Annotated in this window: 12 protein-coding genes; all 12 read left to right on the top strand. The window is 41.0% G+C overall.

All coding sequences use genetic code 11. The features are described from left to right. Window positions 1-68 precede the first annotated feature (68 nt). Complete coding sequence (locus tag ACGG81_RS07675) at window positions 69-2,567, top strand: DNA translocase FtsK 4TM domain-containing protein (RefSeq protein WP_390107681.1); 2,499 nt, start codon at window positions 69-71, stop codon at window positions 2,565-2,567. Between the two features lie 42 nt (window positions 2,568-2,609). Next, a complete protein-coding gene (locus tag ACGG81_RS07670; RefSeq protein WP_390107678.1) occupies window positions 2,610-4,280 on the top strand; it encodes a formate--tetrahydrofolate ligase in 1,671 nt (556 codons plus the stop codon). Window positions 4,281-4,293: 13 nt separating this feature from the next. After that, window positions 4,294-5,133: a bifunctional methylenetetrahydrofolate dehydrogenase/methenyltetrahydrofolate cyclohydrolase FolD gene (folD, locus tag ACGG81_RS07665; protein WP_120091233.1), complete on the top strand. Its 840-nt coding sequence runs from the start codon at window positions 4,294-4,296 to the stop codon at window positions 5,131-5,133. Window positions 5,134-5,147: 14 nt separating this feature from the next. Next, on the top strand, window positions 5,148-6,383 hold the full coding sequence (locus ACGG81_RS07660) for a chitobiase/beta-hexosaminidase C-terminal domain-containing protein (protein ID WP_390107675.1): 1,236 nt from the start codon (window positions 5,148-5,150) through the stop codon (window positions 6,381-6,383). A 124-nt stretch (window positions 6,384-6,507) separates the two neighbouring features. Beyond that, on the top strand, window positions 6,508-7,689 hold the full coding sequence (locus ACGG81_RS07655; protein WP_009261940.1) for an iron-containing alcohol dehydrogenase: 1,182 nt from the start codon (window positions 6,508-6,510) through the stop codon (window positions 7,687-7,689). 324 nt (window positions 7,690-8,013) lie between these two features. Next, window positions 8,014-8,901 carry a sulfide/dihydroorotate dehydrogenase-like FAD/NAD-binding protein gene (locus tag ACGG81_RS07650; RefSeq protein ID WP_008975620.1) on the top strand — a complete coding sequence of 296 codons (888 nt, stop codon included), beginning with the start codon at window positions 8,014-8,016 and terminating at the stop codon, window positions 8,899-8,901. Continuing rightward, window positions 8,901-10,289, top strand: coding sequence for an NADPH-dependent glutamate synthase (gene gltA, locus ACGG81_RS07645; RefSeq protein WP_008975621.1), 1,389 nt, complete (start codon window positions 8,901-8,903; stop codon window positions 10,287-10,289). Before ACGG81_RS07650 ends, gltA begins: the two co-directional genes overlap by 1 nt. A gap of 178 nt (window positions 10,290-10,467) precedes the next feature. Continuing rightward, window positions 10,468-10,947: a 23S rRNA (pseudouridine(1915)-N(3))-methyltransferase RlmH gene (rlmH, locus tag ACGG81_RS07640; RefSeq protein WP_008975622.1), complete on the top strand. Its 480-nt coding sequence runs from the start codon at window positions 10,468-10,470 to the stop codon at window positions 10,945-10,947. 29 nt (window positions 10,948-10,976) lie between these two features. Further along, entirely contained in the window at window positions 10,977-11,594 is a 618-nt protein-coding gene (gene pcp / locus ACGG81_RS07635; protein WP_008975623.1) for a pyroglutamyl-peptidase I, read from the top strand. Between the two features lie 391 nt (window positions 11,595-11,985). Further along, window positions 11,986-13,692: a sensor histidine kinase gene (locus tag ACGG81_RS07630; RefSeq protein ID WP_009261939.1), complete on the top strand. Its 1,707-nt coding sequence runs from the start codon at window positions 11,986-11,988 to the stop codon at window positions 13,690-13,692. Then, window positions 13,664-14,431: a response regulator gene (locus ACGG81_RS07625; RefSeq protein WP_270428594.1), complete on the top strand. Its 768-nt coding sequence runs from the start codon at window positions 13,664-13,666 to the stop codon at window positions 14,429-14,431. Before ACGG81_RS07630 ends, ACGG81_RS07625 begins: the two co-directional genes overlap by 29 nt. Continuing rightward, window positions 14,418-15,707, top strand: a complete 1,290-nt coding sequence (locus ACGG81_RS07620; protein WP_390107670.1) for an extracellular solute-binding protein — start codon at window positions 14,418-14,420, stop codon at window positions 15,705-15,707. The genes ACGG81_RS07625 and ACGG81_RS07620 overlap by 14 nt, the downstream gene beginning before the upstream one ends. Window positions 15,708-15,838 lie beyond the last annotated feature (131 nt).

The raw sequence follows: 15,838 nt of genomic DNA, 5'->3' as shown, positions 1-15,838 counted from the left end.
GTTTTGTTGTGGTATGGGAAATAGCCTGTACCGCAACTTGCGAATAAGAAACAAGGAGGGAATATTGTATGGCTGCAAAGAAAGGCAAAACAACAAAAAAGGCAGGCACAAAAGGGAAAAAGGCACAAAACAGTTATTCTTTCCGTGATGAGATTATCATTCTTTTGACATTAGCAGTGGCAATTCTTCTTATTCTGAGTAATTTCGGTCTGGGAGGATTTCTTGGAAATGCAGTTTCTGCATTTTTGTTCGGAATCTTTGGACTGCCGGCTTATATCATGCCGGTTTTACTTTTTTTAGGGACTGCTTTCGTATTTTCAAACAGAGGTAATTCTTTTGCATACATAAAACTGGGGGCAGGAGTTGGTTTTTCCTTCATGCTCTGCACTTTTTTACAGTTGCTTACTGTTCCATTTGAAAAAGAGCAGACTATTATTTCCTTTTACAGATATGCAGCGAAGGAGAAAAAGGGTGGCGGACTGCTCGGAGGGATTTTTACAAAATTGTTGTGCCCGGCAGTTGGAGTCGCGGGAACTTATGTGATAGTGATTATTTTAATGATCATCTTTCTTGTGCTGATCACGGAAAAGTCCTTTTTAAGAGGGCTGAAAAAGGGCAGTGCAAAAGTTTACACATCTGCGAAGGAAGATGTCAAAAAAAGACGGACACAGGCATCTGCGAAAAAGGAAGCGCGTGCTGAAAAAGAAGAAACAAAAGCGATAAAAGAAGCGCAAAAAGCTGCGAAACGAGAGATCAAAAAAGCGACCAAAGCCAAAGCAGATCAGCATATATCAGGTGTGACATTTGATACTACGCTCACACAGCCTAAGGAAGATTTGAAAGAATTAAAACCGGAAGAAGTTCCATTTGAGGAACAGCCGCTGGATTTTGTGATCAATCGTGCAGAGCCTACTTTGGAACAGGAAGTTTTAGAAGAAGTAGCTCCGGCAGGAGATCCATTTGCACCGGATCCTGCAACAGAGAAAAAAAATACGAGAGCAAAGAAAAAGAAATCCAGTGAGGAAGAGACACAAAAGGCGACAGAAGAAGTTGAACGAGAGAGAAAAGAAACGGAACATCAACCAAAATTAAACTATCAGCGACCGCCACTTTCGCTATTGAAGCGCGGAAAAGCAGGTGGTGGGGATTCCGATGCACATTTGCGTGAGACAGCGAACAAGTTGCAGCAGACGCTTTATAATTTTGGAGTACGTGTTACTGTGACAAATGTAAGTTGTGGACCATCTGTGACACGCTATGAACTTCAGCCGGAGCAGGGAGTAAAAGTCAGTAAGATTGTCGGTCTTGCCGATGATATCAAATTGAATCTGGCGGCCGCTGACATTCGTATTGAAGCGCCGATCCCGGGAAAAGCTGCAGTTGGAATCGAGGTTCCGAACAAAGAGACTTCCCCAGTGATGCTGCGGGATCTTCTGGAAACGGAAGAATTTCAAAAGAGTACTTCCAAGATTGCTTTCGCAGCAGGAAGAGATATCGCAGGGAAGGTTGTTGTGGCAGATATTATGAAGATGCCTCATCTTCTGATCGCAGGTGCGACAGGATCTGGAAAATCTGTCTGTATCAATACACTGATCATGAGTATTTTATATAAAGCGGATCCGGATGAGGTGAAATTAATCATGATCGATCCAAAAGTTGTAGAGTTAAGTGTCTACAATGGGATTCCACATTTGATGATTCCAGTAGTTACAGATCCGAAGAAAGCATCGGGAGCTTTAAACTGGGCTGTTGTGGAAATGGATAAGCGGTATCGGTTATTTGCGGAATACAATGTGCGTGATTTACGGGGATATAACGAAAAGGTATCTGAGGTTGAAAAACAGATAGAAAATGGTGAAAAGCCAGAAAAAATGCCTCAGATTGTCATTATTGTTGATGAGCTTGCAGACCTTATGATGGTGGCACCAGGGGAAATCGAGGAGGCAATCTGCCGCCTGGCACAGCTTGCCCGCGCAGCGGGAATTCATCTTGTTCTTGCGACGCAGAGACCGTCCGTGAATGTTATTACCGGATTGATCAAGGCAAATATGCCGTCGCGAATTGCTTTTTCGGTGTCTTCGGGAGTGGACTCCAGAACAATCATTGATATGAACGGTGCGGAAAAACTTCTTGGAAAAGGTGATATGCTTTTTTATCCATCGGGATACCAGAAGCCTGCCCGTGTGCAGGGAGCATTTGTCTCTGATAAAGAAGTTCAAAATGTTGTAGAATATCTCGTGACAAAGAATGGAAATGCCATATATAATGAAGAAGTAGAAAATCATGTAAACAGTGCACAGACGGGAATGGCATCAGCTGCAGGAGCAGGTGGAGGAGCCGATGAACGCGATGTCTACTTTGTAGATGCAGGACGTTTTATTATAGAAAAAGACAAAGCTTCTATCGGAATGCTCCAGCGGGTATTCAAAATTGGATTTAACCGTGCAGCACGCATTATGGATCAGCTTTTCGAAGCTGGTGTCGTTGGCGAGGAGGAAGGAACCAAACCGCGAAAGGTACTGATGTCTATGGAAGAGTTTGAGCAGTACATAGAGGAGTATGTATAAAGTAAGTGCAGCAGATGCATAAAAAGAAAGGACGAAGAGAAGATGAAGACAGATATTCAAATCGCTCAGGAAGCACAGATGAAGCCGATCAAAGAGGTGGCAGAGATAATTGGGATTCAGAAGGATGATCTGGAACTTTATGGAAAGTACAAAGCAAAACTTTCTGATGAACTTTGGGATCAGATCAAAGACAGACCAGATGGAAAACTTGTCCTTGTGACAGCTATTAATCCTACACCGGCAGGAGAGGGAAAGACAACGACAAGTGTTGGACTTGGACAGGCAATGGCAAAATTAAATAAAAAGGCAGTGATCGCACTCCGTGAGCCTTCCCTTGGCCCATGCTTTGGAATTAAGGGCGGAGCAGCAGGCGGAGGTTATGCACAGGTTGTTCCGATGGAAGATTTAAATCTGCATTTTACAGGAGATTTTCATGCGATCACTTCTGCCAACAATCTGCTTGCAGCAATGTTAGATAATCATATTCAGCAAGGAAATGCTCTGCAGATCGATCCAAGGCAGGTTGTCTGGAAGAGATGTCTGGATATGAATGACAGATCTCTTAGAAATATCGTAATTGGACTTGGAAGCAAAATGGACGGAATGGTAAGAGAAGATCATTTTGTCATCACAGTTGCCTCAGAGATTATGGCGGTACTCTGTCTGGCGAATAATCTTCAAGATTTAAAGGAACGTCTTGGCAAGATTATCGTTGCCTATGACTTCTCTGGCAACCCGGTTACTGCCGATATGCTTCAGGCAACAGGTGCAATGACAGCTCTTTTAAAAGATGCGATGAAACCAAATCTGATCCAGACACTGGAACATACACCAGCCATCGTACATGGTGGACCATTTGCCAACATTGCACATGGATGTAACAGTGTCCGAGCTACAAAGATGGCGTTAAAACTTGGAGACATTGCCATTACAGAGGCTGGATTTGGAGCAGATCTCGGTGCAGAAAAATTCTTTGATATCAAATGTCGAAGCAGTGAACTGGCACCAGATGCAGTTGTGATCGTTGCGACTGTGCGCGCATTAAAATACAATGGAGGGGTTCCGAAAAATGCTTTGGCAGAAGAGAATTTGGAAGCATTGGAAAAAGGAATCGTGAATTTGGAAAAACATATTGAAAATATTCAGAAATATAATGTTCCGGTCATTGTTACACTGAATTCGTTTGTGACAGATACAGATGCTGAGAATGCATTTATCCAAAAATTCTGTGAGGAGCGAGGATGCGAGTTTGCATTGTCTAAAGTGTGGGAACACGGCGGAGAGGGCGGAATTGAACTGGCAGAAAAGGTACTTCAGACTTTGGAGACAAAGGAAAGCCATTTCGCACCGTTATATTCCGATGAGTTGACACTCAAAGAGAAGATTGAGACGATTTCAAAAGAAATCTATGGCGCAAAAGGAATTGAGTATGCTCCGGCAGCAGAAAAGCAACTTGCAAAGATTGAGCAGATGGGATTTGGAAATCTTCCAGTATGTATGGCAAAGAATCAGTATTCCCTTTCTGATGATGCTACATTACTTGGCCGTCCACAGAATTTTGATATGCATATCCGTGAAGTGTACGTAAATGCCGGAGCAGGATTTGTTGTCGCTCTTACGGGAGCTGTTATGACAATGCCTGGACTTCCGAAAGTTCCAGCAGCAAATCATATTGATGTAGATGCAAGTGGAAATATTACAGGTTTATTCTAAGGAGAGATGAAATATGCCACAGATTATTGACGGAAAACAGATTGCAATGCAGATCAAAGAAGAGTTAAAAGAGCGTGTGGCAAGGCTGAACCAGGAGGGGAAATCTGTCTGCCTTGCTGTGATACAGGTGGGAAATGACCCCGCATCTACGGTATATGTGAATGGGAAAAAGAAAGATTGTGCTTATATCGGGATCGAATCGCGTTCTTACGAGCTGCCAGAAGAAACGAAAGAGGAAGAACTTCTCGCATTGCTCGATCAATTAAATCACACCGGAGATGTGCATGGAATTCTTGTACAACTTCCGCTTCCATCTCATATGGATGAATCAAAAGTTGTGAAGGCAATTGATCCGGCGAAGGATGTGGATGGATTTCATCCGGTCAATATCGGGAAGCTTTGTATCGGAGGGGATGGCTTTGACTGCTGTACACCGGCTGGAGTCATTCAACTTTTGAAACGTTCGGGGATTTCGATCCGTGGAAGAGAGTGTGTAGTTGTTGGAAGAAGCAACAATGTAGGGAAACCGACAGCGCTTCTTCTACTAAGGGAGAATGGAACTGTGACAATCGCACATTCCCAAACGAAAGATTTAAAGGAGATTACAAAGCGAGCAGACATTCTTGTGGCGGCAGTCGGGAAACCAAAATTTATAACGAAAGAATATATAAAAGAAAATGCAGTCGTGATCGACGTCGGCATTCACCGAAATGAAGACAATGTGTTGTGCGGGGATGTCGATTACGATGACGTAATAGAAAAAGTTGGCGCAATCACACCGGTTCCAGGAGGAGTGGGACCGATGACACGAGCTATGCTGATGTATAACTGTGTGGAGGCGGCATGCAAATAGGGGGTTTTTACTAAATGAAATGTGCAAAATGCGGAGCAGAAATTACATATGACCTAGGATATTGTCCGTATTGTGGCGCAGAAGTCAGAATTGTTCCAGATTACAATCCGCTGGATGATATGCTGGCGGAGCAGGTGCGGGATGCCATTGGCGGGGGAGAAACTTCAGAAAATGAACTGGAGCGTTATCGCCAGGCAGTACAGGAGAAATTAAGACAGCAGAAACAGGAAGAGCAGCAGAAACGGGAATTTGTGCAGAGAAGAAGCCAGATTGAGGCTGAAGAAGAAGCACGGAGAAAGAAACGGCTTGCGCGTCGAAGAGAAGTCAGAAGGAAGAAGAGACGTTTGTTGATTGGTATGACCGCAGCATCTGTTGGACTACTGACACTTCTAAGTGCCGGAATTTATAGAAGTTCCTATAGTGGCAAGATAAAAAAAGGATATGCATTGGCAAAGGAGCAGAAATATGATCAGGCTATCCGTACATTTGAGAAGGCAGTAGAGAAAAAGCCGGCGCGTGCAGAAGCGTATGCCGGGCTTGCGGCTGTGTACAATGCACAGGAAGATCTTGACAGGGCAGAGATGGTATTCTGGGATGCTATCGAAGCAAATCCTACCAGCGTGGAATTGTATGAAGAGATGATTGATTTTTATATTGCCACAGATCAGGAGACACAGATTCCGCTCCTTCTTGATGAGTGTGAGGATGAAAGTGTTCTTACTGCGTTAAAATCTTATCAGGTAAAGGTGCCAAAATTTAGTTTAGATGAAAGTAAGTATGATGAAGTACAGGAATTAACCTTGACATCCAAAGCGAAAGAAATCTACTATACGATCGATGGCTCCGAACCTACAACAGACAGCACAAAATATGAGGAACCGATTTCTATCCCGGAAGGTACAACGACAGTGAAAGCGATTGCTGTAAATAAAAAAAGAGTCCCAAGTCTTACGGAAGAGAAGACATATACGGTAGAATTACCTTTGGAAGATGCACCGGTTGTAACACCAACGACAGGACAGTACTATGAGTATACGATGATTGAAATTGAAGTTCCCGAAGGATATGAGGCATATTATACCTTCAATGGTGAGGTACCGGAAAAGGATTCAGAAGATTCATATAAATACACAGAACCAATTGACATGCCAGAAGGAAATACTTTGTTTTCGGCAGTGCTGATCGACAAAAAGGGACGTGCAAGTGCTGTGACAAAAAGGAATTATACTCTCACATATTCTTATGAATAAGGAAGTGTAAAAAGAAAATAAATTGTTTGTAAAATAACAAAAAAGAATTGCGTTAAATTGTTAACAGTGATATAATGTAATTGTTTGAGAATTAACAATACATATTCAAAGGAGATGCATGACAATGGCAAGATTTACATTACCAAGAGACATTTACCACGGAAAAGGGTGTCTGGAAGAACTGAAAAATCTGAAAGGGAAAAAGGCAATTCTCGTAGTCGGAGGAGGTTCCATGAAGCGTCAGGGATTTCTTGACAAAGCAGTGAACTATTTGAAAGAAGCCGGCATGGAAGTTCAGTTATTCGAGGGTGTTGAGCCAGATCCATCCGTAGAGACTGTTATGAAAGGTGCAGAAGCAATGCGCGCATTTGGTCCAGACTGGATCGTGGCAATGGGAGGAGGTTCTCCAATTGATGCTGCAAAGGCAATGTGGGCATTCTATGAATACCCAGATGTAACATTTGAGGATTTATGTATTCCGTTTAACTTCCCAGAACTGCGTCAGAAAGCAAAGTTTGCGGCAATTCCGTCTACATCAGGAACGGCAACAGAAGTTACTGCATTCTCTGTGATCACAGACTATGCAAAAGGAATCAAATATCCATTGGCAGATTTTAATATTACACCAGATGTTGCAATTGTTGACTCTGAGTTGGTAGAAGCACTTCCGGCACGTCAGGTTGCCTATACAGGTATGGATGCTCTGACTCATGCAATTGAAGCTTATGTATCTACTTTGAATTGTGCATATACAGACCCACTTGCAATTCAGGCAATCGAGATGGTATTTGATTATCTTCCAGCTTCTTTCAAAGGAAACATGGAAGCAAGAGCACAGATGCACAATGCGCAGTGCCTTGCAGGTATGGCATTTTCTAATGCGTTGCTTGGTATTGTACATTCTATGGCACATAAGACAGGAGCAGCATTCTCAACAGGACATATTACACATGGTCTTGCAAATGCAATGTACCTTCCATATGTCATCAAGTATAATGCAAAAGATCCTGTCGCTGCAAAGCGTTATGCTGAGATTGCAAGAAGAGTAGGTCTTGCCGGAGCTTCCGAACGAGCACTGATCAATAGTTTATGTGAAAAAATCAATGAATTTAACGTAATCCTTGGAATTCCTGCAACATTAAAAGAGTTTGGAATTAAAGAAGATGAATTCAAAGAAAAGATTTCTGAAATCGCAAAAAATGCAGTTGGAGATGCCTGTACAGGGTCTAATCCAAGAGCAATCGATCCGGAAACAATGGAGAGATTATTTACATGTATTTATTACGGAACAGAAGTTGATTTCTAATTAGAAAGTCTGTCAAGAGAACGACCTTTTGAAAAACAGGTTTTGCCCGGATCAGGCAGTTGAATGATTACTTAGATAGAAAATCAAAAAGGCACATTTTGCAGGAGTACATGTCTTCCGTAAGATGTGCCATTTTGTTTGTTTCCAAAAGCTTTTTAAAAGAATCTTTAGGAAATATTACTAGAAAATGCCGATAAATTTTTAACATTATCGCAAGATATACTTGAACTTTAACGAAGAATGATATATTATATTAATAATCATGTATGCTTATTCACGGCTTAGCGGTAAATAGGTAATATATAAAATTTTAGGAGGCGCAAGATGTATAAAATACAAAAGGCAGAAAAATTAGCAGATAAGATTTTTCTTATGGATGTTGAAGCACCAAGAGTTGCAAGACACTGTCAGCCGGGACAGTTTGTAATCGTAAAAATGGATGAAAAAGGGGAAAGAATTCCATTGACGATTTGTGATTATGACAGAGAAGCAGGAACAGTGACAATCGTATTCCAGATTGTAGGAGCTTCCACAGATAAGATGGCAGAGTTAAAAGAGGGGGATTACTTCAGAGACTTTACAGGTCCTTTAGGATGTGCTTCTGAATTTGTAGAAGAAGATCTTGAAGAATTAAAGAATAAAAAGATTTTGTTCGTAGCAGGTGGTGTTGGGGCAGCTCCTGTATATCCACAGGTAAAATGGATGCACGAACGTGGAATAGATGTAGATGTAATTGTTGGATCTAAGACAAAAGAGATGCTGATCCTTGAAAAAGAGATGGAAGCTGTTGCTGGAAATCTTTATGTCTGTACAGATGATGGTTCTTACGGACACCACGGAATGGTAACAAGCATGATCGAAAAATTAGTCGGAGAAGGCAAGAAATATGACAGATGCGTTGCAATCGGACCGATGATCATGATGAAATTTGTATGTCTTCTGACAAAAAAATTAGAGATTCCTACAATCGTCAGCATGAACCCGATTATGGTAGATGGAACAGGTATGTGCGGAGCATGCCGTCTTCAGGTAGGAGATGAGATCAAATTCGCATGTGTTGACGGACCGGAATTTGATGGACATTTGGTAGATTTTGACCAGGCAATGAAGAGACAGTTAATGTATAAAACAGAAGAAGGCCGTGCAATTTTGAAATTGCAGGAAGGCGATACACATCATGGCGGATGTGGAAATTGCGGAGGTGACAACTAATGGCAGATGTATTAAAGAAAGTACCTGTAAGAGAGCAGGAACCAAAAGTACGCGCAACAAACTTTGAAGAAGTTTGTCTTGGATATAACAAAGAAGAAGCAATGGAAGAAGCAACTCGCTGCATCAACTGTAAGAATGCAAAATGTGTGCAGGGATGTCCGGTAGCTATTAATATTCCAGGATTTATCAAGGAAGTAAAAGAAGGAAATATCGAGGAAGCTTACAAGATCATTGGAGAATCTTCTGCACTTCCTGCAATTTGTGGACGTGTATGTCCTCAGGAATCACAGTGTGAAGGAAAATGTATCCGTGGTATCAAAGGAGAACCGGTTTCCATCGGTAAATTAGAGCGTTTTGTTGCTGACTACGCATTAGAGCACGACATTAAACCAGTTGGCGCAGAGAAGACAAACGGACACAAAGTTGCTGTAATCGGATCTGGTCCGGCAGGACTGACATGTGCTGGTGACCTTGCAAAATTAGGATATGAAGTAACTGTATTTGAAGCACTCCATGAACTGGGCGGTGTATTAGTATATGGTATTCCTGAGTTCCGTCTTCCAAAACAGAAAGTTGTTGCAAAAGAGATTGAGAAAGTAAAAGAACTCGGAGTAAAATTTGAGACAAACGTTGTTATCGGTAAATCTACAACTATCGATCAATTAATCGAGGAAGAAGGATTTGAGGCAGTATTTATCGGATCTGGAGCAGGACTTCCAAAATTCATGGGAATCCCGGGAGAAAATGCAAACGGTGTATTCTCTGCAAATGAATACTTGACAAGAAGCAACCTGATGAAAGCGTTTGATGAATCTTATGATACCCCAATTGCTGCAGGAACAAAAGTTGCTGTCATCGGTGGTGGTAACGTTGCGATGGATGCTGCAAGAACAGCTCTTCGCCTTGGTGCAGAAGTACATATCGTATATCGTAGAAGTGAAGAAGAACTTCCTGCCAGAGTAGAAGAAGTACACCATGCAAAAGAAGAAGGAATCATCTTTGATCTTCTTACAAATCCAAAAGAAATTTTAGTAGATGAAAATGGATGGGTAAAAGGTATGGTATGCGTGAAGATGGAATTAGGAGAACCAGATGCTTCTGGTAGAAGACGTCCGGTAGAAGTAGAAGGATCTGAATTTACAATGGATCTTGATACTGTGATCATGTCTCTTGGTACATCTCCAAACCCACTGATCTCTTCTACGACAGAAGGACTGGAAGTAAATAAATGGAAATGTATCGTTGCAGAAGAAGAGAACGGTAAGACAACAAAAGAGGGTGTCTATGCCGGAGGAGATGCTGTAACAGGTGCAGCAACTGTTATCCTTGCAATGGGTGCGGGAAAAGCAGGAGCAAAAGGTATTCACGAATACTTAAGCAATAAATAAAAGATAGTATCATCGTTGTTTCAGGGAAGCACTGAGATAGGAAATATCTCAGTCAGATCTGATGTAACAAAAAAGGACTGCCGTATATGACTGAAACGGAAGTCCTTTTTTTCGCCAGAATAATAGGAGAAAAGAAATAAGATAGAAGCACTGTCTTGTACAGAGCAGGGAGATGAACATGAAAATTACAATTATTACTGTTGGAAAATTAAAGGAAAAATATTTGAAAGATGCAATCGCCGAGTATACAAAGCGGCTGAGCAAATCATGCAAATTGGAGATCATCGAAGTGGCTGATGAGAAAACCCCCGATCAGGCAAGCGTATTGGTAGAAAATGGAATTCGCAGAAAAGAAGGTGAACGTATTTTAAAGCATATAAAAGAAGGTGCCTATGTGATTACTTTGGAAATCAATGGGAAATTGTTATCTTCCGAAGAATTTTCCGAAAAAATCGAACAACTTGGAATTCAAGGGAAAAGCCACATTATTTTTGTGATTGGAGGCTCGATTGGACTTAGCGAAGAAGTTTTAGAAAAGTCCGATTATGCATTGAGTTTCTCCAAAATGACTTTTCCGCATCAACTGATGCGTGTTATTTTGCTGGAACAGATTTATCGTGCATATCGGATTATAGAAGGAGCACCGTATCATAAGTAACAGAATTGAAAGTACAGGAGAGATCAGAGATGAAAATTTTAATTACAGGATTTGAGCCATTTGGAGGAGAAAGTGTAAATCCTGCTTATGAAGCAGTGAAGCTTTTACCAGATATGGCAGGAGATATACAGATTGTAAAAATGGAAATTCCAACTGTGTTTGGAGAGGCCGGAAAAGTTGTGGAAACAGGAATTCTGCAACATCAGCCGGATGCAGTAATCTGCGTTGGGCAGGCGGGAAGGCGAGCCGATATCGGAGTGGAGCGTGTTGCGATCAACCTTGTAGAAGCTTCAATTCCGGATAATGCCGGAAATCAACCTATGGATGTAAAAGTGCAAGAAGATGGAGATACGGCATATTTTGCAACCATTCCGGTAAAAGCAATGGTAAAAAACATCAAGGATCATGGGATCCCTGCAAGCATATCTTACACAGCGGGGACTTATGTATGTAACAGTGTGATGTATGATCTTCTTTATTTGATTGATAGAAAATATCCTTCTATTCGAGGCGGCTTTATTCATGTGCCATATGCGACAGAGCAAGGCGTCGGAAAGCCTGTCGGAACAGCTACAATGGAACTTTCCACCATCTCAAAGGCATTACTATATGCGTTGGAGGCAGTTGCCGGAGAGGATAAAAATTGACATTTCCTATCTAGAAACATAGACTGAAATAAAAAATCTCGTTATTTTTTTAATAGAATAGCGAGATTACTAAATATAATCATAACTTTTATTCACTGCTATAACCTCATTTGTTTTTCATTTCTATGAAAAATCATTTTCACTGCTGCTAAATTTCTTATATTATACCATTCATCAAAAAATACGTCACTATTTTCTCCCATTTGTCATGAATATTTTTCAACTTATTTTCGCATAGAAAAATGTTCCGCCTTTTCTTTGTTGGGCAAAATGTATAAAAAATATAGGATTTTAAATGAAATAGAGAAGAAAAACTACAAAAGCAAATGACTTTATGGAAAAGCTGTGCTAGAATAAATCCATTAGAGTTTATTTTAAGGAAGCAGAAGACATGATTCAGAGACAGAAAATGGGAAAAGAGAAAAAACGAAAAACACTCAGCCAGGAATTTACACTTCTGACAGTAGTGACTTCTGTAGGGACACTGTTCCTCTTGGGAGTTGTTCTGATCAGTGTATTTTCTTTTTTATTTTTACAAAATGCAAAAGAAGATATGCAATATGTCCTGGACAGTACAAACGAGCAGATCCAAAGCCACATCCAGTTTATTTCAGATGGCGCAGTTTCTATCCGTCATAATCCATTATTGGAAGCATTTTTAAAAAATGAATCTTATGATCAGGAAAATGCGGAAAAACAGCTTGGATATATGATGGAACTTTTTTCGGCGGGAAACCTGGCAGAGCAAACCCCATTCGTTGAAAGTGTACATTTATTTAACAAAGTGGGGAAGGAACTTGACAGACGCTATTATCCGCTGACTGTTTTGGCAGCAAAGGAGGAGAAAGAAATTTGTCAGCACATTTTAACAGAGTTTTATGAAGAAAATTGTCGATATCAAAGTTATATCCGAAATGGCAAGTGGTATCTCTGTTTTACAATATATGATGAAAGTATGAACAACGTAGGAATCTGCATGGTGCAAATAGAGAGAGAGGCGATAAAAGAGATTTTTTCGGCAGTGGAAGGGTACCAGGACTGGGGATGGGAAATCAAAGGAAACGATGAAATTTTGTTTTCGGACGGAAGAAAAATAGAGGGCGATAATCTGGTATACAGCAGTGCTGACGGCGAATTTGATATCCAGATTTCTTCGGTAGTCGGGAAAGAAAATCTCTATGTCGTTCTTCGTCCAACATTGTTTGCGTTTTTATTCATCCTTCTTCTGGCACTTGTCCTGGCAGCCGCTCTTGCATTTGTTTCTGGGTATCGATTGTCAAAACCATTGAAGAAAGTAAGAGAAAGTATGCATGAATTTGGGGAGGAACAATTTGATATCCGAATGGATGATTTTCAGATTCAGGAGTTCCATGATATATCTGTAGTATTTAATGAGATGGCGGATAAGATCCAGCATTTGATACTTGAAGTGTATGAGAAAGAACTTACCGCAACGAGACTTCAAGTAAAGTATCTCCAGGCACAGATCACACCGCATTTTCAGTTCAACATCCTTTCCATGCTGAGTCTGAAGGCAAAATTGGCAGGGAATGAAGAACTGTATCAATGTCTGCGGGCATTCTCTGAATTGGTGAGAGGAAAAATTTTCCGAAAAAAGGAGATTATGATTCCAGTGGCAGAGGAACTGGAGTTAGTGGAATTTTATCTATATCTTCAAAATAGTAGATTTCAGGACAAGATCACTTATGAGATTATCTGTCCGGAAGAAAAAGTCAAAGAAAATCTGATTCCGAGACTTTTGATCGAGCCGCTTGTGGAAAATGCGGTATCGCACGGTCTGGAACCAAAACAGGGCAGTGGAAAGGTGCAGGTAATACTTTATGAACAAAACAAGCGGCTTCATATTATTGTAGAAGATGATGGTGTAGGGTTTGAGGAAGAAGATATGGAAACGGTCCGGGAAAAAGAAGGGCATACACATACCGGACTGGAAAATACAAAGCGACTTCTTTATATTTTATATGGAGAAAACCACACATGGAAGGTGACAGGAAAAAAAGGAGAGGGAACGACTGTGGAGATTGTAATACCCTCGGAGAGGAGAGCGGATGATGTGGAACGTGATGGCAGCAGATGATGAGGCCTATATTCGGGAGGCACTGCAAAAATTAATTTCATGGGAAAAGATGGGATGCAGTCTTAAGTATGTAGCAGAAGATGGAAAGAAACTGATAGACAGAATGAAGGAGGAGAAACCAGATATTGTAATTACAGACATCCGAATGCCAGGAGCAGATGGATTGGCGGTTTGTCAGTATATCTATGAAACGTATCCGGAGACCCAGGTGATTATTTTGAGCGCCTATTCTGAGTTTGAGTATGCGAGAGCGGCGATCAAGTATGGGGTGTGTGAGTATGTGTTGAAAATTTCCGTCCTAGAGGAACTCCCGGGAGCAGTAGAAAAGGCGATACAAAATTTAGAAAAGTTGCAAAAAGAGTCTTTGTCAGTCAGTGGAGAGCTGGAGGAAAAGAAAGAGAATGATAGTCTCTATGATCAGATGCTTCGCTATATCGAGGAAAACTTGGAAAAGAAAATCACACTGGAGGAGATGGCGGAAGCGCTTCATGCCAATGGAAGCTACTTAAGTCGACTGTATAAAAATAAAAGGGGCATAAATCTCTTTGATGATATTTTGAGAAAGCGTGTAGAAAAGGCAAAAGAATACATGACTACAACAGACTGGAAAATATATCAGATTTCAGAGGCTGTTGGATTTGAGGATACCGGCTATTTCTCCCGTGTATTTAAACGATATACGCATATGTCGCCAAAAGAATTCAGAAATGTAGGAGGGGAGGAGCATGAGGAAAAGTAAGAGGATATTTATTATCTGTATGATAGGAGCAGTATTTTTTCTGTCAGGTTGCAGTGAAAGAAAGGAAAAGCAGGTGGAGATCACAGTGATGCATGGCTGGGGAAGCACGGAGATGGATCACAAAGAAATGCAGAAAATCTATTCCGATTTTCAGAAAAAGTATCCGGATATCTCTCTGAATCTGATCGCAATGCCGACAGGAAAAGAGATGGTAGAACGGGCAGAGGACAGAATTCTTGTGGGAGATCTTCCAGATGTGATTTTCTGTGGGGATGCAGGAAAGGAATCCTTGTACCAGTTTATGATAGAAAACGAACTGGCGCTGGATCTTATGCCATACATTAAGGAGGATAAAGAATTGTTGCACAGCATTGCCCCATCTAGTATGGAGTATTGGAAGACGAGGGATGGTAAGCTCTATACCGTCTCCGATGTCCTTATGCTTGGTGGAGGTTACTGGTACAATGAAGAGATTTTTCGTGAAGCTGGAATTACGTCTATTCCAGAGACATGGGAAGAATTTTATAGCGCATGTCAAAAGATTCAAACGTGGTCTGAGACATCAAACAAGGATGTGATGCCTCTTGGACCTACCGTGGAGGGATATCTCTATATCACAGATCAGATGCTTGCAAAGAATAGAGGGAGAGGGAGTGTTGCGATCAGCCAGAACAAGGTTCCAATGTCTCAGTCAGAAATCTGTACTGTGTTAGAGCAGCAGAAAGAGTTGTGGCATTATACAAAACCTTTAAGCAAGGAATATAGCTATCGGGATGAAACAGACCTGTTCAATGATGAAAAGCTTGCAATGTACATCAATGGAATTTGGGGAGCATTTATGATCGACGAGACCCTTCCAGTATCTTATGCGCTTCTTCCTTTTGGGGAAGGTGCAGAGATTGCCTGTGAATCTGCGGGGCTTGGATATCTTCTTGGAAATACAGAGAATGAAAAACGAATCGATGCAAGCATAAAATTTTTGAAGTATATGCTCAGCAAAGAGGTGCAAGAGAGAATCTTGCTGAAAACCGGACAGATGCCGGCAAATCCTCAGATTACAATCGAACAGTATAGCGAAAAAATGCCCCGGTTCTGCCAGGCGGCTACGGAAGTGAAACAGGCAGAAATAAAGATCCAAGTACCGGCAAATTTGTGGAACAGTGCACAGATGCATATATTCGAGGAATATTTGCCGGTGTTTTTTCAGGAGGAGATGAGTGAAGAAGTTTTTTTTCAATTACTAGAACGAAATAGTCAAAACAGACTAAAAAAGTAAATATAATCCATATAAAAAGTTAAAAAGTAAATATAGAACAAACTATTCGTAAAAATACTTTATTCAAAATGCACAGAAAAATGTTTAAAATAAGCACATAAATTAAATGAATGCACAAAACAAGGAGAATT

The organism is Faecalimonas umbilicata, from assembly GCF_042846195.1.
Taxonomy (GTDB): Bacteria; Bacillota; Clostridia; order Lachnospirales; family Lachnospiraceae; genus Faecalimonas; species Faecalimonas umbilicata.
This window is presented reverse-complemented; position numbering and strand designations above follow the sequence as displayed.